The organism is Pseudoalteromonas sp. H105 (assembly GCF_001469215.1).
Classification (GTDB): Bacteria; Pseudomonadota; Gammaproteobacteria; order Enterobacterales; family Alteromonadaceae; genus Pseudoalteromonas.
Genome location: NZ_LOFH01000006.1, coordinates 123410 through 142920, shown reverse-complemented (window position 1 = coordinate 142920; position 19511 = coordinate 123410). Strand labels below are relative to the sequence as shown.

The following is a 19511-nucleotide window of genomic DNA, read 5'->3' as shown; positions in this document are numbered from 1 at the left end:
TATTCCTTTGGGTGTTGTTTTTGGTGTTAAATTACAAAAAGTTCAGAGGCGTGTTCGTAGCCTTTGCAAAATACAAAGTGGGCGTATTCGGTTGAATCGGTTTTACTTGGTTTTTGTGGGTCAAAGCCCGGGCGTTTACTGTGAACATAAACCGCCGCTAATGGCAGTTTTTGCCACATGGGTTTGCGCTTTTGACTACCCAACCAATTAAGGCGTTGCAGCATAATGACTAAACCGCCTTCAAAAACCATTTCGAGTGCATGTTCGGTAAACTCTTGTGCTTTGTTAAACGGTGGATTTGTGATGATCATGTCATAAGGTGCAAAAGGTTTGACTGCAAGGAAGTCGATACCCTTATCTTTTGCACGAGAGTCTTTGCGAATATCCCAGCTATTAACATTAAACCCGTGTTTTTCTAATACGGTTGGGTAGCTCATTTCGTACTTATCACAACCGCCAGCACTTGGGTCTAACACTAATGGGTATTCTTCTGGGTCAAAGCGAAAACGGCAGTTTTCACTGAACGCTGCTACAAAATCTTCAATTAACCAATGCGGTGTTACGTAGTAATCATCTGCATTGCGCTCGGTTCCGCGATTCGTTGAGCTCATGATCAATCCTTAGTGCGAACTAACAGTTAAGTGTGAATAGTCGGTGCTGGTATTCTCACGCGGGGCGTTTTGCACAAATTTAGCCGGTGCCATGGCGTTGGCATCGGTGAATGCTTTAACCAGTTCTTGTAACTGCAAAATGGCTTTGTGAATTTTTAAGCGGGTATCGGCGCTAAAATTGGCAAAGCCTTTTTCAAGGTCATGGCGTTTTAGGCCTGCGGTAAAACACACTATTGTGCGTTCTTGATCACTTAATACTTGGGTGTAAACATATTCTGGCGTGTGGCGTTCACTACTCATAAGCGCTTTTATTTCAGCAAGCCCTTTTGGAATGTGGCGCCCTTCAACCGCTTTTAATGGCGCTGGTTGTGCGTGATTGGTTTGTTTAACTAATGCATTTGCCATGATGATCACCTAGTTGTTTAACTGTTGTTTGCCGTAGAACTCGTGGAACTTCTCAGCGCCTAGGCGCATCCACTCTTGTATGTCTTCTTCAACCCATACCACACGGCCGCTTGATGCTTTGTGCGATTTAGGAAACTCGCCGCGCTCCATTAAGCGGTAGATAGACGAACGGTGAATACCGCATTTTTCGGCCACATCAGCAGGACGTAAATAACGGTCGTTAATAGTGATAACTTCACCGCGTAAATTTGTACGGTAGTGTTTTGATGCATCAACTTGGCTCATGCTGTTGCACCCTCTCCAAGTTGTTGTGCTTTAATTTGCTCACCGTACTCGGCAAAAAAATGATTGGTATTCATTGATCGCCAAAGGTTTATATCTGACTCAAGCCAGACCGCACTACGGTGTGATACACGATGCGACTTAGGAAACATGCCTTTATTCATTAGGTAGTACAGGTGAGATAATGAAATACCGCACATTTCGAGCACTTGCTTACGCTTTAAGAACTTTTCATCAGGGCCAACTACTTCACCCTGTAAGTTTTTTCTGTATTTTTCAGTATCCATAATTGACCTCTAACTTTATTTGTTTGGTTCCTAAACGGACTATAATTGTGCTAATCTTTATTCTTAGGGCATGTTATTAAGCCCAAACACATTTAAAGAACACTAAAAGAACCATTTCGTACACTATTATGTATGAGCTAATACTAGGATCTTATAAGAACCATGTCAAACACTATTGGGCTTAAAATAAAAACTATTCGTGAATCACTTCATTTAAGTCAGGCTAAGTTCTGCGAATTACTTGATATTGGGTTGAGTGGTTACAAGAAATATGAGTCGGGAATCTCTGAGCCAGGTGCTGGTAATTTAGAAAAAATTGCTAACCACCCACAGACTAAAATGTATTTAATGTGGTTATTTACAGGTGAAACTAACCCTGCTGCTGGGCAAATTGCGCCAGGCGATCTAACCAGTCAACAAGGCATGTTGGATGAAGAAGAGTTTGAGAAAGAGTTTATTGATACTTCAATTAAATCGTTAATGATGTTCTTTCATCTCGATTGGTTTAAGGTAAACCCAGAAAAAAAGATTGATATAAATGACTGCGGTAAATTACTGCTAAAAGACTTAAAACCCGTTATTGATGCCCGAGCAAGCAAACCCGCTAAGAGCCAAAAAACAGCATAGAAAAAGCCCGCATTAAGCGGGCTTTTTAGTTATTTACTATTTAATCGTTTTATTTCTTCATCTACTTGTTGCTTTAAGTTTTGATAATCAGGCTCAAACTTTTCTCTCAATTTTGGTATTTCATCGTAAGAACCACTTTTTAAATTTTGAATTACATGAACAAGACTGAGCCTAAAGTTTTTGCACGCTAAAGATTCATCATAATATTCACTATTTAAATTACCTGTATCTTTTACCAATCTGTCAAAGTCTTCACAAATAATATCTAGCTGCTTATCATAACTATTTTTTACATCATAAAATCTTAATTTGTCGTTAGCTTTGAATGGCCCTTTAAACCAATAGTCCAGCTCGTCAACTTTTGTTATTAATTGATAAATTAAGTCTATTGGTTTTAACTGTCCACGTTCTGATGAATCAATAGTTTGTTTTTTCTCTTGAGCTTTTTCAACGGTCTCATTTTCTGGCTTTGGGTCACTTCCACTTCCAATGAAAGCGGCAACAATTAATATAACAACACCTAATATGTTGGCTGACTTTTGAGACGTTGCGCTGTGAGTTTTACCTTTTTCATCTGCCGATTTTTTGTTAGCTGAATTAATTTTATTGAGGATTGGGGGGATTAAAAAGCCAATAGCGAAAAAACAAATAATACCCGCTAACACTTCACCATTATCAAAGTGCATTCCTACACTGGCAATTGCCAACACTCCTAGCAACCAACCTATTGCTTTTGCCATTTTCTTTCCTTTTATTTTCCGTAATATGTTTAAGTTTATAGGTTAATTTATCACTTAAGTTTTAACAAGTTTGAATGATGGGCATTAAAAAACCCGCCTTAGCGGGTTATTTAACGATTTTGAATGCGGGCCGTTCTTGGCGTTGGGGTAGGTCTGTTGGCTGTTTTAGTGCGTGAACTCTGAAGTTAATGGCGCGTTTATGAATTACTTGCATTGACTCTATTTTATTCCAATTGTCTGGCTGTTCTAAGGTGGCGCCTAAGTCCATAACAATAGAGTGAGCTGTTGGTTGCTCGCTTTGATTTTTTATTAGCTGTTCTGGCATGTATTCTTTTAATTTATGTTTGAGTGTTGTTTCAAGCCCGTGTGTGTTGTGTCCTCTCACTAATGCGTATGCTGTTATTAACCCCATTTTTACTATGCACAGTAACATTACTATTAATAACGACATTAGCGATCCTCGGCTTTTCTATTGTTAATGATTACTTTAAGTGGGTATACGGCAATTACTGCAAGTGTTGCTATGTTTAGCAAAACGACACTCATGCTATAAAAAGGTGAAAGCGTGCTGTTGTCTAGCATACCGCGCATGATGAATTGCATTAACTGAAGTATGGCTTGGGCGATTGCTAAATATAAGCATAGGCGCGATGGTGTTGAAAATGTACACCCTCTAATTATGTGTAATAAGAAAAGTGTTACTGAGAATGCCACTGAACAGCTAAACATTGAAAAATAAAAGAACTGCCTTAGCGCTAATTTACCCATTTCAATAGTTAAAATGTACTGCGATAAGTTTGCGCTTACAAAATGAAACACCATGACTGTTAACGCTGCAATAAAGCATGAGTGCATTGTGTGATCATCTGTTGTGTTTAAATTACTTTGACCACCAAAAAATAATGCAAACCTGTGCTGTTTAAATAAATACAGTATGTTTAATACTATGACTAGCTCTAGTGTGCGTATGGTCCAGCTTGTTGCTGTTAAAAAATCAATCATGGGGGCTTTCCTTTGATTAGCATTAACCAGCATGACGCTGGTTAATAGTGGCTCGCTACTTTGTTGATGGTGGCTCTACACCGTCACCGCCGCCGCCGTTGTCATCGCCGCCAATAAATACGTTTGATGCTAACTTTAGGTGTGTTTTGAGTGGATATGGTTTCATGATGTTTCCCTTCGTTGGGTTAGTTGTACTTTACTTTGTGTAAGTTAGTTAATTGGGGCTAATTACAACCAATTAACTACTGTATATTTATACAGTAGTTTGGAAAGTATTTCTATATTCCCTGATATTTTGAGGATTGAAAATATCATAATTTGAATGCTTTGCAATAAAAACTTACACATTGTAAGTTTTTATTATTAATCTCTGTTTTTCAAAATAAAACTCGTTTAGTATTGATTAGGATTAATTAGGAAGGTTATATGCTTAAGCTTAAGAAGACGCTAACACCAGAACAGCAACATGTAAGTGATATTTTTAAACGCTTGTGTATGGCTTATGGTGTTAATAAAAATGCTGGGCTTGAACGACACCTTTCGTTAAGCAACTCTTTTTGCACTAATACGATTAACCGCGGTTCTATTCCTTTTCAGCTCATACACCAGACTAGCTTGGCTAAAAACTTAAGTTTTGATTATTTACTTAACGGTACGCTGCACGAAGGTACACGTGATTTTGATGTGATTAAAGATGGGCTACTTAAGGGGTTGAGTGTGCTTGCAATGAATGGATTTATTAAAGGTGATACACATAACAGTGATGTTTTGCGTAAGCTTGCTGACATTCAACTTGAGTATATTAATAAGGAAATTGAATTAAAAAAGACAACAACTGATTAGTTATTGCCTTGATTGAACTTTTGGTATGTTTGAGCATATTTGTATTTAACTTCGTAATCTCTGAGTAACTCGCCTAAGCTTTTTTCTTTAAACTCTTCTTTTTTACTTTGTATTTCATCTTCTAATTTGTAATTAGCAAAGTTTGGTTTATTGAACGTTAGCGCTGCTATTTCATCTTTGAGCTTTTGCGCTGCATTAAAAAAATTAAGTGATTTTTGAATGTCTGGCTCTTGCTCTGCTTGAATGGTTAACCAAATGGCCTCTACCGATTTAGCCCTTACTTGCTCTTCGAAAATATTTTTACGAGCTATTAACCAGGTACTGATAATGAGTATTACTGCAAATATACCTATTGCTATATAAATTAATTCAAACATTGCGACTCCTTGGCAAACTGAAAGTGAATATACACCCAAAAGTAGTGTTTAGAATATAGGGAAAAAGCATTATAACAGCGAGTACACCACTGATATATAGGACAATAAAACTATATAGGTAATGAAACTGTGCAAATTCTTGCTGTAGATTTAACACTACGAGCTTTAACCAAAGGGCAAAGTGAAAAGCACTTAGGATAAGAAACAGCTTATTTACTGCAAAATATAACGGTGTAAATACATAACTGAGTGCAACATGGGCTTTGTACATAATGAAAAGCGTTAGTATGTTGGCTAATGTAACAGCTAGGTATAAGTTTTGAGCACTCGCGGCAGATTCGTGCCGCTGTACATAATCTAGCGCGAACTCAGTAATTAAAGCGGTTAATAAGTAATTTGCACATACAAAAGCTATTGTAAGAAAGTTACTGAACGATTCTTTATGATAAATCGCTTTTCTTAATGAGTTTAAAAGCGCTACTAAAAATGCAGTGGCGATAATTGCTTGTGATGAAAAGACGGTTGTATATGGCTTTATGACTAGCCATTTTTCATAGAGTTCTTGAATAAAATCCATGTTAAAACCCTTTATTTTTAGGGCTATGCTAAACGTTTAGGGACAAAAAAACCAGCATTACGCTGGCTTAGTTGTTTGCCTTTATTATTTAGGCTTTTTCTTTGGGTTTAATATAATGATGCCACCTGTATTTTTAACTTTTTTAGGCTTTTTAGGATTTAAGATGATAATGCCGCCAGTATTTTGTATTTTTTGTACGCTTGGCGTTGGTGTTACATCGAAAGATAGCGCGCTAAGTAGTAACATAGAAAGTGTCATTTTTTTGCTCCTTGTAAGTTGGAGCGTTGACAAAGCAATTATTAAGCCAATTAAGTAAGAGGTAGCTTTATGCAATTATCGAACGTTGAGATAGGTCCCAAAATAAGCGAGCTTGCGGGTACTTTAAATCAAAACCTACTTAGCAACTCGACCTTTATTGGGCGTGCAAGCGGTAGGAGTATGGAAGGTGTGGGCATATTTGATGGCGATTTACTGATAATTGATAGAGCTGAAAAACTAAAACACGGTGATGTTATTGTTGCTGTTTTCAATGGTCTATTTATTTGCAAAATTGCTGATTTAAATAATAACCAGCTTTTATCTGCTAACCCGGATAACCCACCTTTAAAGCTCACTGAATTTGATGAATACAGTGTTGAAGGTGTTGTAAGCCAATCAATTAGAATGCATAGAACAACGAGTGCATTAGACGGTGTTTAGTATAAAGCTTTCCCACATTGTAATGCTGGCTTGTTTTTCTTTCATGTAGTCGTACCTGTCATAGTGCACGCTGGATACGTCAAACTTATTGTGTTGCTGTAAAATATCGCGGTTAACTTTGTCTATGCCCGCCTTACCCATTAGCGTTTTAGATGTTCTGCGAAGGTCGCGTGGGTTGAATGGTTCAAAGTTGTTTTTTTCACACCACCTTAGTATTGCCATTCTTATTGTTGATACGTGGGCTGTGGCTGTTGGGTTGTCACGGTGAGGGAACATTTGCCCTGCTTTACCACTTTGTTGCATTAACTCTTGGATGATTGGTATTGCTGTTTCACATAGTGGCACTATGTGATCGCCCCGTTGTTGTACTTTTATACGGTTTGCGGGAATGGTGAATGTTTTGTTTTCTACGTCAAAGTCACTTACGTATGATCCATAAACTTCGTTTACGCGCTGGCCCCCGAGTAACAATGCCAATTTTATGTATTGCTGGGTGTAATAAGGTAGATCGTCGGCATTCCATACTTTTTTAAGTTCGGCTTCGCTTAACCATCGCTCGCCTTTGTTTTTTGGTGTTTCAAAGTTAATGTCTCTAATGAAGTTGGTTTTAATGTCGTAGAGATTTGGCTTTTTGTATTGCTCTGGTGAATTATCAAAATCTATGGCGAATTTTAATATGCTCATTAATGTGCTGCGAACCAGGCGCGATTGCTCTTTTGCTCCACGGTTGTAGACGCGGTAAATAATGTCGCGGGCCATGTCGATTGTGAACTCATCGGGCATTAATTCTGTTGCTATAAATGGTGTGATGTTTCTTTTAATTAGCTTTTCGGTTCTGGCTATTGTTGACTCTGCCCAGCGAGTATTTATAAATACATTAAAGTCATCGAGCATTTCTAGCATGGTACGTTTTGCTGATGATGCGAACTCTGCTTTTTGGGTTTTTAATTGCTGTTCTTGCGGGTCAATATTATCACTTAACAATACTGATATTTCAGCGTGTTTGCTTCGCGCTTTTTTGAGGTCAACTGTGGGGTAATTGCCAAGGCCTATTACTTTACGTTTACCGTTTAAGTGGTATTGCACGCGAAACGTTTTAGCGCCAGATTCACTGACACGTATTTGTAAACGCCCTTCCCCATAATTACCTGACTCGGTTAATACATAACGTTTGTCTTTGGCCTTAAGTGCCTTAATTGATTTGTCTGTAAAGTTCATTATTGCCCGCTCTAAACTGTGACCACAACATTGGTCACAGTTTTGGTCTCAGTTTAGCTTGCGATAACAATAACAGAATGAGACAGAATGAACAGCTTTAGTGTTGTTAATACTGGGGAATATATGAGGTTGCGACAGGTTAAGACTGGATAGAATCTAAAAAACGGACATGCCAAGTAACTCACACATAAAATATATAAACCTTTAAATAAGTAGCCGCGATTTATACCTAAAACCCTATCGCAGCGCCTATACAATGAAATAAAGCCTTCTTGCTATGCATTGTTAAACATAAGGTTGGCCATAGCAAGCTTATGTTAGTTTCCACATTGTACTCTTTACAAATTGATGACTAAACTGATAGATAATCTTATTTTGACTCTTGATAATTACCGATTCTAGCGCTACTCTAACGGAGGTGGTCTGACCTCTATTAAGGATTAAGTACATGACACTCATATTTACACTCGGTTTAATCGCGCTGCTCAGCGTCGCGAGTTACCACAGAGCGAGCTGGAATACAGCCCTTGGCATTTCAATCGCGACCCTTGTTATTGGTACCTTTGCGGGTGCTTTTGGTGCAATTAGCTGGTTAATATTTTTAATCATCAGTGTGCCGCTTTCTATCTCTGGCATTCGTCAGCAATACATTATCAAACCAATCTTTGCCATGTTTAAAAAAGTAACCCCTACAATGTCTGATACCGAAAAATCAGCAATTGATGCGGGCACTACGTGGTGGGAGGCCGATTTATTTTGCGGCCGACCTGATTGGGAAAAGCTTCATCAGTACCCTATGCCAAAACTAACAATTGAAGAACAAGCATTCATTGATGGCCCTGTTGAAGTCGTTTGTAGTATGTTAGATGATTGGGAAGCAACCCATGAACTAACTGATTTACCACAAGATGTATGGCAATACCTAAAAGACAATAAATTCTTTGCCATGATCATCAAAAAAGAATATGGCGGACTTGAGTTTTCAGCCTTTGCCCAATCATGTGTGCTGCAAAAACTAACTAGTAAATCGACTCTACTTTCGTCGATTGTGGGTGTACCTAACTCATTAGGTCCAGGTGAATTGCTACAACACTATGGTACAGAGGATCAAAAAAATCATTACTTACCACGTTTAGCCAGTGGGGCAGAAATACCGTGCTTTGCTTTAACGTCACCAGAAGCGGGTTCTGATGCCAGTGCAATTCCTGATTATGGGGTTGTCTGTAAAGGCATGTGGGAAGGTGAAGAAGTCATCGGTCTTAGTCTAACTTGGAATAAGCGTTACATTACTCTCGCACCTGTTGCCACTGTACTTGGCCTTGCGTTCAAAATGCAAGATCCTGACGGTTTATTAGGTGACACAAAAGACTTAGGTATTACCTGTGCACTAATTCCAACCGATATGTCAGGTGTTGAGATTGGCCGTCGTCATTTCCCGCTCAATGTACCATTTCAAAATGGCCCAACGCGCGGTAAAGACATCTTTGTACCACTTGACTACATTATTGGTGGTCCTGAAATGGCTGGCCAAGGCTGGCGTATGCTGGTTGAATGTTTATCGGTTGGTCGTGCGATCACACTCCCTTCAAACTCTGTAGGTGGTATCAAAACAATTGCACTTGCCAGTGGTTCGTACAGCCGTATTCGTCGCCAGTTCCGTTTACCTATTGGTCAAATGGAAGGGGTTGAAGAGTCACTCGCTAAACTTGCAGGCTACGCTTACAGCTCAGATGCAGCCGTAAGCATGTCTACCGGCGCTGTCGATTTAGGTGAAAAGCCTTCTGTTGTATCAGCTATTATTAAATACCACCTGACTGAACAAATGCGTGATTCAACTATCCATGCAATGGATGTCCATGGTGGTAAAGGTATCATGCTTGGGCCAAATAATTACTTAGGTCGTGGCTATCAAGGTGCACCTATTGCCATAACCGTTGAAGGTGCAAACATCTTGACCCGTAATATGATTATTTATGGTCAAGGGGCTATTCGTTGTCATCCATTTGTTCTCACTGAGTTGAATGCTTGCGCTATTGAAGACAAAGAAGAAGCACTTGCAGTATTCGACAAGGCGCTAATGGGTCACGTTGGCTTTACTATTTCAAACCTTGTGCGTACCAAATGGCTCGCCTTTACAGGCGCTCGCTTTACAAAAACGCCTTACAAAGATGAGACGGCTGAATTTTACCGTATAGCATCTCGCTTTAGTGCATCGCTCGCACTGATGTCAGATATTAGTATGGCAGTATTCGGCGGCTCACTAAAACGTAAAGAACGTATTTCAGCACGTTTAGGGGATTTATTAAGCTACTTATACTTAGTGTCTGCTACGCTTAAACGTTACAACGATGAAGGCCGTAAAAAAGAAGATTTTGCGTTGGTTCAATGGAGCTGCCAAGATCACCTTTACCACTGTCAACGTGCGCTTGCTGATTTAATTAACAACATGCCGTCAGCGCCGCTTCGTGCAGCACTTAAGCTTATGTTATTCCCGTTTGGTCGTCCGGTTCGTAAACCGACAGATAAGCTTGAGCATAAACTAGCGCAACTATTACAAGTACCAAGTGAAACCCGTAATCGTTTAGCAAGTTATGTATACCTAACCAATGAGCCACTTAACTTAGTGGGTCGTCAAGAGCAAACGCTTAAAGACGTACTTGCTGTTGAGCCTCTGTTTGATAAAGTTTGTCGAGAGAAAGGCGTTAAGTTGCCTTTCTTCCAACTTGATAAAGTTGCACAAATGGGCCTTGAAGCAGGTATTTTAACGCAAGCAGAAGCTGACAAACTAGCTGAAGTTGAAAAAGCCCGTTTAGATGTGATTAATGTTGATGACTTTGATCCAGCAGATTTACTGGCAGGTAAAGCAGCACGCAATAGCACAGACAACAAGGCTGATGCAGCTTAATTGATTTGTGTTAATACACAGCAAGCAACGAACCTGTTATAACAATCCAAGCCAGCGCATAATGCGCTGGCTTTTTTTGCGCTAAAGCCTGTTGTAGTAAACACCACCCCCCCCCTATTACTAGCAATAAACTATTTGCTTGATTAAACAAAGCCACAAAACCAACAAGCGTTAGTAGTAAGACAATTAAGCTAGGGATAAATAAGCTAACAAAGAATGCTGTTTGCTTATTCTGCATGTTAAAAAACACTCTGTACTGCTGATGTAGGTGACGGCAATCAAACTGTAATGAGCTACTAAACAACACTATAAAAGCAAGTGACAAAATACTGACTATAGCAGCTAAATCAGCGCGTTCTTGTAACAACACTTGAGTTGCTATAAATACGCACAGCAATAAAGCCCCTCGCCATATCAAAACCCAGCTATTATGCATAAAAAACAACAGCCAAAAGCCTGTAAGTGAAGTCAATTTTACCTTAGCTGTAAAATTAAACGGGACTATAAAAGTACTTAGCCCAAACAACAGCACTAAACCACTATGATAAAGCAATGGACTAATATCAAGTGGTAACGTTACCCAGATTGCGGATAACAAAAAACCATAAACAAGTGCTATTGGCTTGTATAAACATAAAATGCCGAGCACAAATTGCAATAGTAAAAACAACAAGAAATGCGGCACTCTCAACCACTGACTCACACTAAGATCAATCGCAACAATGAGGCTGCCAATCAACCAGCCATTACTTAACAATAAAAGCTTTATATCCATTAAACCAAGCCAATAATGTTTCACCAAGGTCTGTTGAAAGGCACGTTGAGCGGTGTTTTTTATCGCAGATTTCATTGCGCTTAACATGACACTTTGCAACAGCAAATACAGCCAAGCCATCTGTGCACCATACTGCGATGCATCGCTACTATCGATAATTTTCCCCAGCCCTAAAAATAACAGTAAAATCATACCAAGCATGGCAGAGCCAAGTACCACTAGAAATAACAAGCCAAAGTTTTTAAGCTGTAATAATAATTGGGTGAGTTCAGTTTTGTAAGCCTGATAACGATAATCCACAAAAGAGCAATATTGCCCAATTGATTGTTTTAAATTTGTAATCATAAAGGCATACACTCAAAGCCATGCTCAATAAATGGCGCGGGTTCATGGCAGGTAATGATTATTTGCCCTTCAGGCTTATCAATTAAATATTCATCAAGTAAATTTAGTAAATACTGAATACTGGTTTGATCAAGGGCTGCGCTGGGTTCATCTAATAGCAAATAAGATGCATCACGCATAAGTGCAAGAATTAGCTGGCATTTCTTTTGGTTACCTGACGACAATGCATCAAAACGGGTATTTAAAAATTCATTGAAATTAAACCCATCAATTATTGTCTTTGGCCAATGACAACACAGCGTATTCACGGATAAGTTAATAATTTGCTTTGCCGTAAGAAAGTTGGGCAAAGCAATGCAGTCTGAGGCTATGGCAACTTGCTTATGTGGTTCAGTTAATACTTTGCCTGAAAACAAAATCTGCCCACTTTGGCGTGTTTCAAGCTCTGCTAACATCATCAACAACGTTGTTTTACCTTGGCCATTAGGCGCTTCAATGCATATTTTAGGTGCACAAAACTGCACACTATAACTACTGTACAATACGTTTTCAGCAAACTGCTTATGTAACCCTATGACTTCTATCATAAATACTCCCTGATTTTGAAAGTGAATTATACCCAAATCACCTCAAGGTGCGAGTGTCGTTGGAATTAAAAGCGATTTAGGCAAGGCATTGATTGCAAATGATGGTAATTCCCTTGTTAAAATCAATAACGCAGTATAAATCGCTTTTAAACCAACCCGCGGGGCGTTTCACAGGCACTTATTCTCACCCTTGTTACTTTTTAAAAGGGATGGCCATTCTTGCAAACTAACGCCTTGATATTAAGCGTCTGCGAAACGCTAAATTCTGCATCTTGAGGTGGCTTGGGTATATTAACTGGTTTTCTATTTTCGTGGGCTACATGGTTTGTAACACTTTATTGCTGTTCGAATAGGCTAATTACTTGCGTTTAAAAAATGTTCTGTTAACACTAAAAGCCCATAATTATAATCCAAGGAATGTATCTATGAAAAAAGCCCTCAAACTTGCCTGCATTACCTGTGCAGTATCAATTGCATTAACAGGTTGCAGTCAATCTAATAATTCAGCCTCTGCGCCTGTGACAACTGAGCAAACACAACAAGTAAAAACCTATGATGCAAAAACCTTTTTTGATACAACATCTATCATGGGCAGTAGCTTTTCACCCTCTGGTGATAAAGTTTTAGTTAGTAGCGATGAAAGCGGTATTTACAGCTTGTATGAAATAGACGTAAAAACAGGTAGCAAAACTCGCTTAACAAATTTTGAAGATAGCACCTACCCTGTACGTTATTTTCCTAATGATGAGCGCGTATTATTTACCAAAGACTCCGGCGGGAACGAGCGATACCATGTTTATGTGCGCGAAGTTGACGGTTCAATCAAAGATTTAACCCCTGGTGATGAAACTCGCGCAAGCTTTGCAGGCTTTACCAAAGATGGTAGCCAGTTTTTTATCACCAGTAATCAGCGTGATGCCAAATTTATGGACTTATACCGAGTCGATAGTAAAACATATCAAATCACGCCCATATATCAAAATACATTGGGTTTAAATGTGGGGGCAATTAGCCCTGATGGCCGTTACATCGCGCTGTCTAAGAGCAATACAAATAAAGACAGTGATACGTTTATTCTTGATACTTATAAAAAAACACTCAAGCCACAGTTAATTTCTAAACACGATACACCGGCACAATATACGCCTGAGACCTTCTCTGTAGACAGTAAGTATTTATACTACTCTACGGACGCTAAAGGCGAGTTTTCACAGGTATGGCGTTATGAGTTAGCCACAGGTGAACATAGCACTGCATTAAAGGATGATTGGGATGTCAGCTTTATATACTTTTCTAAATCAGGTCGCTATCAAGTAAGCGGCGTAAATGCTGATGCCAGCACAAAAGTGACCGTCAAAGATACAAAAACGGGTAAAGAAATTGCTATGCCTAAGCTACCTGCAGGTAATTTACGCAGCGTAAATTTCTCAAGCGATGAGAAAACGATGGCATTTTACTTAAACTCAGACACCTCACCAAGCAATTTATTTGTTTGGCAAGTTGGTAGTAATGAAACTAAGCAGCTTACCAACACATTAAGTAAAGCCATAAATCAAAATGACTTAGTTGAAAGCACTATCGTACGTTTTAAAAGTTTTGATGGCTTAGAAATACCAGGCGTGTTGTATAAACCAAAACAAGCCAACAGCAGTAATAAAGTACCCGCGCTTGTGTGGGTACATGGTGGCCCAGGTGGGCAAAGTCGCACTGGTTATAGTGCAATGCAACAACATTTAGTGAATCATGGCTATGCTATTTTTGCCGTCAATAACCGTGGCAGCTCAGGATATGGTAAAACATTCTTCCATTTAGATGATAAGAAACATGGTACCGACGATCTGCAAGATATCGTCTTCGGTAAAAAACACTTACAAAGCTTAGACTGGGTTGATGCTGATAAAATCGGCATTATGGGTGGCAGCTACGGCGGCTTTATGACTGCAGCTGCACTTGCCTTTGAGCCAGAAGAATTCAAAGTGGGTATTAATATCTTTGGCGTTACCAACTGGGTACGCACGCTGAACTCAATTCCACCCTGGTGGGAAAGCTTTAAAAAAGCGCTGTATGATGAAATGGGCGACCCTGCCACCGATGGTGAGCGCCATCGTGCAATATCACCCTTGTTTCATGCAAAAAACATCACTAAGCCGCTAATGGTGATACAAGGTGCGAACGATCCACGCGTGTTACAAGTAGAAAGCGACGAGCTTGTTACTGCAGTAAAAGCCAACGGCGTACCAGTAGAATATGTTTTATTTGACGATGAAGGCCACGGTTTTAGTAAAAAAGAAAATCGTATTACGGCCTCCAACGCGTACTTAAACTTTTTAAATACCTATTTAAAATAGCGCGTTAGCCCACAAGGGAAATTATAAGCCAATTTAATTTAGAGCCTGCTGCGCCTTCTTGTATGCAGGCTTTTTTATTACTTCTTTATTGTTTGGTCAATCTAGGTTCCAGTAAAGCTAGCGCCAAACCAAATACAGCAGAAAAAATCCCTAAAAACTCAAACCAACTATTGCCTGCATGTGGCATAGTCCGCGAAAGCTCATTTGCAGTATAAACACGTTTACCTCCCTCAACCTCTTCAACAAATGATTCACCAGCATACTTATCCATTAACTTAGAAATTGGTATCCTTCTGGCCAGCATTTCCCGATTTTTTTCATCTCTTTTCTGGCGGTTTGGCTCAATAATATAATTATGCCAATGAGAAAAACATTCAGAGGTTCTTCTGTTTTGATTACACCTTGTGATTTATATTCGTAAAAGCGTTCATTGAACAGATAGTTTTTATGTCCTGCATAAAATAATGCACAGCCAAAAGAAATCAAAAACATAGCGAGGTATATAATTTTACGCTGTGCGACTGAGCTCTTTACTGCTTTACTTTTAAACCACAGCTCTACATCGGGTATTTGCATGAGTCTTGTTTTGTCATGGCTGGAGGTAAGGGGCTTCATAAACTCATCAATTGAAAGGTCTAATGCTATTAATAAAGCTCTAAATATTTCATTCGAGGGAATTGATTTATCGTTTTCAAGTTTTGATATATACCCAAGCCACCTCAAGATGCAGAATTCAGCGTTTCACAGGGGCTTAATATCAAGGCGTTACTTTGCAACAATGGCCAACCCTTTTAAAAAGTAACAAGGGTGAGAATAAGTGCCAGTGAAACGCCCCATAGGTTGGTTTAAAAGCGATTTATACTGCGTTATTGATTTTAACAAAGGAATAACCATTATTTGCAATCAATGCCTTGCCTAAATCGCTTTTAATTCCAACTGAAACTCGCATCTTGAGGTGGTTTGGGTATGGCTCTGCTCTATCCCTACTTGCTGAGCGAACTCTGGTTGACTCAATTTTTATCGTTTCGTAGCTGCTTTAATTGTTGACCTAAAGTACTCATCTTAATGCTTCCTTTTTTAAAGTGAGATTAGATTCTTGGTAATTCATGCAGATATAAGAAGCTGAATATTGAAGAATAGATAAGAATATTAGCAGGTTAGTATATGATAGTCGATCTGACAGCTGATAGTCGATAGTCGATAGTCGATAGTCGATAGTCGATAGTCGATAAAATTCTGTTTGGATTTATTAATTAGGAAAGTATTTATTAACTTGTTATTGAGGAAATAACAAGTGGCGGAGTGGACGGGACTCGAACCCGCGACCCCCGGCGTGACAGGCCGGTATTCTAACCAACTGAACTACCACTCCGCAGTGGTATGTGCATGGGGTAATGCACTTACTAATTTTATTACTGATATCAAGTGGCGGAGTGGACGGGACTCGAACCCGCGACCCCCGGCGTGACAGGCCGGTATTCTAACCAACTGAACTACCACTCCGCAGAGATATCATTGTACTTGTTATTACTTAACTTGTTGGCGGAGTGGACGGGACTCGAACCCGCGACCCCCGGCGTGACAGGCCGGTATTCTAACCAACTGAACTACCACTCCAGCATACAAATTTTGTAATATAACAGGGCTTAAATAGTTGGCGGAGTGGACGGGACTCGAACCCGCGACCCCCGGCGTGACAGGCCGGTATTCTAACCAACTGAACTACCACTCCAGCGCATATTTAAACTGTTACTTTTTCTTATTGGCGGAGTGGACGGGACTCGAACCCGCGACCCCCGGCGTGACAGGCCGGTATTCTAACCAACTGAACTACCACTCCATAATAAGAATATGTTTTACAACCATATGTTGTGTAAGCGTTGGCGGAGTGGACGGGACTCGAACCCGCGACCCCCGGCGTGACAGGCCGGTATTCTAACCAACTGAACTACCACTCCAGCTTTTACTTACAAATTGTCGAAAATTGGCGGAGTGGACGGGACTCGAACCCGCGACCCCCGGCGTGACAGGCCGGTATTCTAACCAACTGAACTACCACTCCGCATCTTCGTTGCTGTTTAGGTCTCCCTTTGCAGCGGCGTGAATAATACGAATCAGCCCCTACTTCGTCAAGGGCTTTTTTGTTTTTTTACAGGTTTTTTAGTCATCTGACATCGAAAGGTTTAAAATTTCACCTGATTTGTCATTTTTTGAGCCGTTTTTGCTCACTTCATTTTTTTCATCATTTGTTGAGTCATCGTCGGGTGCTGGTTTTTTCTTCAAAAAAGGAATGTTTATTTTAGGCATGATTGACTTTTTCTGTACGAAAACCCGAATTGCCAGCCAGCCAATAACTAAAACTAACAAATTACCACCCATGATAAGGCTGACAAACAAGATAGTAGACATCGACTCGGCTTCTTTTTTCAATCGTGCGATCTCTTCTATTTCTGCTTCAGTGAGCACCGGTTCGGGTAACTCAGGAACAATTTCAATGGGCCTATCGATTTCAAAACGATAAGTCGGTAGTGTCGCCATAAACTCGCGCCCATTGATATTTGTACCAAACACTGACAGCTCAACACTATAACGACCCCAATCATAGTTTTTGATAATGAGCTCCCTGGTTGGTGCATTCGTACCTTCTAAATTAAACATTTGCTCTTCATTGTTTGGGTAATAAATTTTACCCTGTATGAGTACCGTCTCTGGTTTCACGACTTCAGGGTCTAATGAAATTGTTAGCGTATGCTCAAGGGTATCGTCTTCTGCTAAGGCAATTTCAAAGTTAAAGGGAGGTTCTTTTACTTCGAGAATGTCTTGAACTACGGTACGTTTTAGCAGAGGTGTTTCAATATAAAGCTCTGGTTGCCACTGTCCTGCTGGAAACACGAGTTTAAACTCACCGGTGAAGACACCGTCTTTGGGGCGTTCGTCAAAACCGCGTCCATCATCTCTAAATTGCGCTACGTTGTGCGTGCCTGCACCAAAATTAGCATAATCGCTATTATTTGTACTGATGAAGTCAACATGAAGGCTAACCACATCACGAAACATCCCCACACCAATTGGTTCACCATCATTTAAAATTTGACCTGTAATTTTAACTGTCTCCCCTCTAAAAAGAAGAGGTGGTAAAGGTTCAACTTCCAAATCAATATCACCAATCACCACAATACGGCTATCAGGCAAAATACTGCCAACGACTTGCCAAGGCCCAGGCGTTGGCTCACGGATAGTTATTAAGTCATAGCTTATTTCATCATACCAATCTAAGTTAGGTTCTTTTATTGAAGATGTCGCATAGAGTTTACTGCCATCAGGTTGCACCAAAACAACAGCCGGTGTGCCGGGTTTACGAAAGAATAAAAGATTAATTTCTTCCACTTTATAATCAATCCGAAAGCGGTTATTTAATAACGGCACTTCATTCTGTTTACCGTCACGCTTAAGTAATGTAATTTTATCATCGCTTTGTGCGCTTAGTACCTGCGGTGAAAAAAACACCACCAGCAATATAAATAAAAAATGTCTCATTGTAGGCCTTATTCAGCGCGCCATAAGCAATGGCCGCCAGCATCTTGAACGATATCTAGCCGTGCTTGATGGGCTGCGTGTTCTTCGTCATTAGCTAAAAGTACTTTCAGTGGTGCACGCTCTAAGCTTAGTCGACGTATCGCTTTTTGTTGTTGCTCGTTGCCTTGATTTTTATTCTGATTTAAGTTGAGTTTTACTTGGCCACCAGTCATGGCTAAATAAACATCCGCTAAAATCTCAGAATCCAGTAATGCGCCATGTAATGTTCGTTTGGTGTTATCTACGTCATAACGACGACACAATGCATCAAGGTTATTCTTCTGACCAGGATGCAAATCACGCGCCATTTTAAGTGTGTCGAGAACTTGGCAGTAATCATGGGTGTTCGGATAACCTTGATTAAGTAATGCAAATTCATTATCCATGTGCCCAACGTCAAACGGCGCATTATGAATAACAAGCTCTGCCCCTTTGATGTAATCAAAAAATTCTTGTGCTATTTGATGATACAACGGCTTATCACGTAAAAATTCATTGGTTATACCATGAACATCGATTGCCTCTTCTTCAATGCTGCGCTGAGGGTTAATGTATACGTGAAAGTTATTACCCGTTAATCGACGATTGACTAATTCAACACACCCTATTTCTATTATGCGGTGCCCTTGTTTTGGGTCGATGCCGGTGGTTTCTGTATCTAAAACTATTTGTCTGCGGTGCATATCGAACTCAGCCTGATTCTGGTATCTTTCTATAATCACTTTATTGTACATAAGATCAAGGTAAAACAGTGCAAAAAACCGTAGAGATTTACACCGATGGTTCATGTTTAGGTAATCCGGGCCCCGGCGGTTATGGTATTTTTATGCTTTATAACGGTCATGAAAAAAAAATGAGTCAAGGTTATACGCTCACAACAAACAATCGTATGGAAATGCTTGCCGCAATTGTTGCGCTGGAAAGTTTAACGCGCGCTTGTGAGATTAATCTGACGACTGATAGCCAATATGTAAAACAAGGTATTGAGTCTTGGGTCGCAAATTGGAAAAAGCGTGGCTGGAAAACCTCAGCAAAAAAGCCGGTTAAAAATGTAGATTTATGGAAGCGCCTTGATGAAGCTTGCAATAGGCACACCATAACGTGGAAGTGGGTTAAAGGTCATAGTGGTAACAAGTACAATGAAATCGTTGATGACCTAGCCCGTGACGCTGCAGGCAGCAAAGAGTTGCTCGTTGATGAAGGCTACCAGCCAGAATAAACTGTTTACTCACTGTAACACGCTCAATTATTCGCAAATCATTTTACAATTCTGTTATATATTATAATATTTAGCTATATCACATAAC

Annotated in this window: 23 protein-coding genes, 7 tRNA genes and 1 pseudogene; 6 read left to right on the top strand and 25 right to left on the bottom strand. The window is 39.9% G+C overall.

Going from position 1 to position 19511, the window contains the following annotated elements:
• Positions 1 to 26: 26 nt before the first annotated feature.
• From ATS75_RS11945 to ATS75_RS11930, 4 genes are read right to left on the bottom strand one after another with little or no spacing between them, the layout of a single operon-like run.
• Positions 27 to 611, bottom strand: coding sequence for a hypothetical protein (locus tag ATS75_RS11945; protein WP_058560653.1), 585 nt, complete (start codon positions 609 to 611; stop codon positions 27 to 29).
• 9 nt (positions 612 to 620) lie between these two features.
• The gene (locus ATS75_RS11940) at positions 621 to 1016 is read right to left on the bottom strand and encodes a hypothetical protein (protein WP_058560652.1); all 396 of its coding nucleotides are present in this window, start codon (positions 1014 to 1016) and stop codon (positions 621 to 623) included.
• Positions 1017 to 1025: 9 nt separating this feature from the next.
• On the bottom strand, positions 1026 to 1301 hold the full coding sequence (locus tag ATS75_RS11935; protein WP_058560651.1) for a helix-turn-helix transcriptional regulator: 276 nt from the start codon (positions 1299 to 1301) through the stop codon (positions 1026 to 1028).
• Positions 1298 to 1585: a helix-turn-helix transcriptional regulator gene (locus ATS75_RS11930; RefSeq protein ID WP_058560650.1), complete on the bottom strand. Its 288-nt coding sequence runs from the start codon at positions 1583 to 1585 to the stop codon at positions 1298 to 1300. The genes ATS75_RS11935 and ATS75_RS11930 overlap by 4 nt, the downstream gene beginning before the upstream one ends.
• A gap of 162 nt (positions 1586 to 1747) precedes the next feature.
• On the opposite strand from ATS75_RS11930, the gene ATS75_RS11925 reads away from it, so the two are divergent.
• Complete coding sequence (locus ATS75_RS11925; RefSeq protein ID WP_058560649.1) at positions 1748 to 2212, top strand: helix-turn-helix domain-containing protein; 465 nt, start codon at positions 1748 to 1750, stop codon at positions 2210 to 2212.
• Positions 2213 to 2241: 29 nt separating this feature from the next.
• On the opposite strand, the gene ATS75_RS11920 is transcribed toward ATS75_RS11925, so the two are convergent.
• The 3 genes from ATS75_RS11920 to ATS75_RS11910 form a co-directional block, all read right to left on the bottom strand.
• Positions 2242 to 2952 (bottom strand): hypothetical protein, encoded by a 711-nt coding sequence (locus ATS75_RS11920; RefSeq protein ID WP_058560648.1) that lies wholly within the window; start codon positions 2950 to 2952, stop codon positions 2242 to 2244.
• Positions 2953 to 3058: 106 nt separating this feature from the next.
• Positions 3059 to 3403, bottom strand: a complete 345-nt coding sequence (locus ATS75_RS11915) for a hypothetical protein (RefSeq protein ID WP_058560647.1) — start codon at positions 3401 to 3403, stop codon at positions 3059 to 3061.
• Positions 3403 to 3954, bottom strand: coding sequence for a hypothetical protein (locus ATS75_RS11910; RefSeq protein WP_058560646.1), 552 nt, complete (start codon positions 3952 to 3954; stop codon positions 3403 to 3405). The genes ATS75_RS11915 and ATS75_RS11910 overlap by 1 nt, the downstream gene beginning before the upstream one ends.
• Positions 3955 to 4380: 426 nt before the next feature.
• Here ATS75_RS11910 and ATS75_RS11905 point away from each other — a divergent pair, with 426 nt between their 5' ends.
• Positions 4381 to 4797 carry a helix-turn-helix domain-containing protein gene (locus ATS75_RS11905; RefSeq protein ID WP_058560645.1) on the top strand — a complete coding sequence of 139 codons (417 nt, stop codon included), beginning with the start codon at positions 4381 to 4383 and terminating at the stop codon, positions 4795 to 4797.
• Here ATS75_RS11905 and ATS75_RS11900 read toward each other — a convergent pair.
• The 3 genes from ATS75_RS11900 to ATS75_RS20450 form a co-directional block, all read right to left on the bottom strand.
• Positions 4794 to 5174 carry a hypothetical protein gene (locus ATS75_RS11900; RefSeq protein WP_058560644.1) on the bottom strand — a complete coding sequence of 127 codons (381 nt, stop codon included), beginning with the start codon at positions 5172 to 5174 and terminating at the stop codon, positions 4794 to 4796. The two genes, ATS75_RS11905 and ATS75_RS11900, sit on opposite strands and share 4 nt — an antisense overlap.
• Positions 5167 to 5751, bottom strand: a complete 585-nt coding sequence (locus ATS75_RS11895; RefSeq protein WP_058560643.1) for a hypothetical protein — start codon at positions 5749 to 5751, stop codon at positions 5167 to 5169. Before ATS75_RS11895 ends, ATS75_RS11900 begins: the two co-directional genes overlap by 8 nt.
• A gap of 84 nt (positions 5752 to 5835) precedes the next feature.
• Positions 5836 to 6009: a hypothetical protein gene (locus ATS75_RS20450; protein WP_161936898.1), complete on the bottom strand. Its 174-nt coding sequence runs from the start codon at positions 6007 to 6009 to the stop codon at positions 5836 to 5838.
• A 69-nt stretch (positions 6010 to 6078) separates the two neighbouring features.
• Here ATS75_RS20450 and ATS75_RS11890 point away from each other — a divergent pair, with 69 nt between their 5' ends.
• Complete coding sequence (locus ATS75_RS11890) at positions 6079 to 6450, top strand: LexA family protein (protein ID WP_058560642.1); 372 nt, start codon at positions 6079 to 6081, stop codon at positions 6448 to 6450.
• Here the strand turns inward: ATS75_RS11890 and ATS75_RS11885 are convergent.
• Complete coding sequence (locus ATS75_RS11885) at positions 6436 to 7668, bottom strand: tyrosine-type recombinase/integrase (protein WP_058560641.1); 1233 nt, start codon at positions 7666 to 7668, stop codon at positions 6436 to 6438. The two genes, ATS75_RS11890 and ATS75_RS11885, sit on opposite strands and share 15 nt — an antisense overlap.
• Before the next feature lie 448 nt (positions 7669 to 8116).
• Between ATS75_RS11885 and fadE the strand changes: the two genes are divergently transcribed.
• Entirely contained in the window at positions 8117 to 10573 is a 2457-nt protein-coding gene (fadE, locus tag ATS75_RS11880; protein ID WP_058560640.1) for an acyl-CoA dehydrogenase FadE, read from the top strand.
• Positions 10574 to 10583: 10 nt separating this feature from the next.
• Here fadE and ATS75_RS11875 read toward each other — a convergent pair whose 3' ends face one another.
• Positions 10584 to 11693, bottom strand: a complete 1110-nt coding sequence (locus tag ATS75_RS11875) for a DUF6136 family protein (protein WP_058560639.1) — start codon at positions 11691 to 11693, stop codon at positions 10584 to 10586.
• The gene (locus ATS75_RS11870; protein ID WP_058560638.1) at positions 11690 to 12280 is read right to left on the bottom strand and encodes an ATP-binding cassette domain-containing protein; all 591 of its coding nucleotides are present in this window, start codon (positions 12278 to 12280) and stop codon (positions 11690 to 11692) included. Before ATS75_RS11870 ends, ATS75_RS11875 begins: the two co-directional genes overlap by 4 nt.
• A gap of 425 nt (positions 12281 to 12705) precedes the next feature.
• Between ATS75_RS11870 and ATS75_RS11865 the strand changes: the two genes are divergently transcribed.
• A complete protein-coding gene (locus tag ATS75_RS11865) occupies positions 12706 to 14628 on the top strand; it encodes an alpha/beta hydrolase family protein (RefSeq protein ID WP_058560637.1) in 1923 nt (640 codons plus the stop codon).
• An 85-nt stretch (positions 14629 to 14713) separates the two neighbouring features.
• Here ATS75_RS11865 and ATS75_RS20640 read toward each other — a convergent pair whose 3' ends face one another.
• The 12 genes and pseudogenes from ATS75_RS20640 to dnaQ form a co-directional block, all read right to left on the bottom strand.
• Complete coding sequence (locus ATS75_RS20640; RefSeq protein ID WP_235591174.1) at positions 14714 to 14899, bottom strand: hypothetical protein; 186 nt, start codon at positions 14897 to 14899, stop codon at positions 14714 to 14716.
• Positions 14899 to 15204, bottom strand: a complete 306-nt coding sequence (locus ATS75_RS20635) for a hypothetical protein (RefSeq protein WP_235591178.1) — start codon at positions 15202 to 15204, stop codon at positions 14899 to 14901. Before ATS75_RS20635 ends, ATS75_RS20640 begins: the two co-directional genes overlap by 1 nt.
• A gap of 81 nt (positions 15205 to 15285) precedes the next feature.
• Positions 15286 to 15351, bottom strand: a pseudogene (locus ATS75_RS20630) (hypothetical protein); the annotation flags it as partial.
• A gap of 572 nt (positions 15352 to 15923) precedes the next feature.
• Positions 15924 to 16000: transfer RNA gene (locus tag ATS75_RS11855), tRNA-Asp, on the bottom strand.
• A 54-nt stretch (positions 16001 to 16054) separates the two neighbouring features.
• Positions 16055 to 16131: transfer RNA gene (locus ATS75_RS11850), tRNA-Asp, on the bottom strand.
• A 37-nt stretch (positions 16132 to 16168) separates the two neighbouring features.
• Positions 16169 to 16245: transfer RNA gene (locus ATS75_RS11845), tRNA-Asp, on the bottom strand.
• 38 nt (positions 16246 to 16283) lie between these two features.
• A tRNA-Asp gene (locus ATS75_RS11840) sits at positions 16284 to 16360 on the bottom strand.
• 31 nt (positions 16361 to 16391) lie between these two features.
• A tRNA-Asp gene (locus ATS75_RS11835) sits at positions 16392 to 16468 on the bottom strand.
• 41 nt (positions 16469 to 16509) lie between these two features.
• Positions 16510 to 16586, bottom strand: a tRNA-Asp gene (locus ATS75_RS11830).
• 27 nt (positions 16587 to 16613) lie between these two features.
• Positions 16614 to 16690, bottom strand: a tRNA-Asp gene (locus tag ATS75_RS11825).
• A gap of 98 nt (positions 16691 to 16788) precedes the next feature.
• Positions 16789 to 18165, bottom strand: coding sequence for a TIGR03503 family protein (locus ATS75_RS11820; protein WP_058560636.1), 1377 nt, complete (start codon positions 18163 to 18165; stop codon positions 16789 to 16791).
• Positions 18166 to 18173: 8 nt separating this feature from the next.
• A complete protein-coding gene (gene dnaQ / locus ATS75_RS11815; protein ID WP_058560635.1) occupies positions 18174 to 18887 on the bottom strand; it encodes a DNA polymerase III subunit epsilon in 714 nt (237 codons plus the stop codon).
• Between the two features lie 68 nt (positions 18888 to 18955).
• Here dnaQ and rnhA point away from each other — a divergent pair, with 68 nt between their 5' ends.
• On the top strand, positions 18956 to 19423 hold the full coding sequence (rnhA, locus tag ATS75_RS11810) for a ribonuclease HI (RefSeq protein ID WP_058560634.1): 468 nt from the start codon (positions 18956 to 18958) through the stop codon (positions 19421 to 19423).
• Positions 19424 to 19511 lie beyond the last annotated feature (88 nt).

What these genes read in the sequence shown, in the direction of transcription:
- ATS75_RS11945 (WP_058560653.1), bottom strand. Translation starts at nt 611, where the DNA reads ATGAGCTCAACGAATCGCGGAACCGAGCGCAATGCAGATGATTACTAC.
- ATS75_RS11940 (WP_058560652.1), bottom strand. Translation starts at nt 1,016, where the DNA reads ATGGCAAATGCATTAGTTAAACAAACCAATCACGCACAACCAGCGCCA.
- ATS75_RS11935 (WP_058560651.1), bottom strand. Translation starts at nt 1,301, where the DNA reads ATGAGCCAAGTTGATGCATCAAAACACTACCGTACAAATTTACGCGGT.
- ATS75_RS11930 (WP_058560650.1), bottom strand. Translation starts at nt 1,585, where the DNA reads ATGGATACTGAAAAATACAGAAAAAACTTACAGGGTGAAGTAGTTGGC.
- ATS75_RS11925 (WP_058560649.1), top strand. Translation starts at nt 1,748, where the DNA reads ATGTCAAACACTATTGGGCTTAAAATAAAAACTATTCGTGAATCACTT.
- ATS75_RS11920 (WP_058560648.1), bottom strand. Translation starts at nt 2,952, where the DNA reads ATGGCAAAAGCAATAGGTTGGTTGCTAGGAGTGTTGGCAATTGCCAGT.
- ATS75_RS11915 (WP_058560647.1), bottom strand. Translation starts at nt 3,403, where the DNA reads ATGTCGTTATTAATAGTAATGTTACTGTGCATAGTAAAAATGGGGTTA.
- ATS75_RS11910 (WP_058560646.1), bottom strand. Translation starts at nt 3,954, where the DNA reads ATGATTGATTTTTTAACAGCAACAAGCTGGACCATACGCACACTAGAG.
- ATS75_RS11905 (WP_058560645.1), top strand. Translation starts at nt 4,381, where the DNA reads ATGCTTAAGCTTAAGAAGACGCTAACACCAGAACAGCAACATGTAAGT.
- ATS75_RS11900 (WP_058560644.1), bottom strand. Translation starts at nt 5,174, where the DNA reads ATGTTTGAATTAATTTATATAGCAATAGGTATATTTGCAGTAATACTC.
- ATS75_RS11895 (WP_058560643.1), bottom strand. Translation starts at nt 5,751, where the DNA reads ATGGATTTTATTCAAGAACTCTATGAAAAATGGCTAGTCATAAAGCCA.
- ATS75_RS20450 (WP_161936898.1), bottom strand. Translation starts at nt 6,009, where the DNA reads ATGACACTTTCTATGTTACTACTTAGCGCGCTATCTTTCGATGTAACA.
- ATS75_RS11890 (WP_058560642.1), top strand. Translation starts at nt 6,079, where the DNA reads ATGCAATTATCGAACGTTGAGATAGGTCCCAAAATAAGCGAGCTTGCG.
- ATS75_RS11885 (WP_058560641.1), bottom strand. Translation starts at nt 7,668, where the DNA reads ATGAACTTTACAGACAAATCAATTAAGGCACTTAAGGCCAAAGACAAA.
- fadE (WP_058560640.1), top strand. Translation starts at nt 8,117, where the DNA reads ATGACACTCATATTTACACTCGGTTTAATCGCGCTGCTCAGCGTCGCG.
- ATS75_RS11875 (WP_058560639.1), bottom strand. Translation starts at nt 11,693, where the DNA reads ATGATTACAAATTTAAAACAATCAATTGGGCAATATTGCTCTTTTGTG.
- ATS75_RS11870 (WP_058560638.1), bottom strand. Translation starts at nt 12,280, where the DNA reads ATGATAGAAGTCATAGGGTTACATAAGCAGTTTGCTGAAAACGTATTG.
- ATS75_RS11865 (WP_058560637.1), top strand. Translation starts at nt 12,706, where the DNA reads ATGAAAAAAGCCCTCAAACTTGCCTGCATTACCTGTGCAGTATCAATT.
- ATS75_RS20640 (WP_235591174.1), bottom strand. Translation starts at nt 14,899, where the DNA reads ATGGATAAGTATGCTGGTGAATCATTTGTTGAAGAGGTTGAGGGAGGT.
- ATS75_RS20635 (WP_235591178.1), bottom strand. Translation starts at nt 15,204, where the DNA reads ATGCAAATACCCGATGTAGAGCTGTGGTTTAAAAGTAAAGCAGTAAAG.
- ATS75_RS11820 (WP_058560636.1), bottom strand. Translation starts at nt 18,165, where the DNA reads ATGAGACATTTTTTATTTATATTGCTGGTGGTGTTTTTTTCACCGCAG.
- dnaQ (WP_058560635.1), bottom strand. Translation starts at nt 18,887, where the DNA reads ATGCACCGCAGACAAATAGTTTTAGATACAGAAACCACCGGCATCGAC.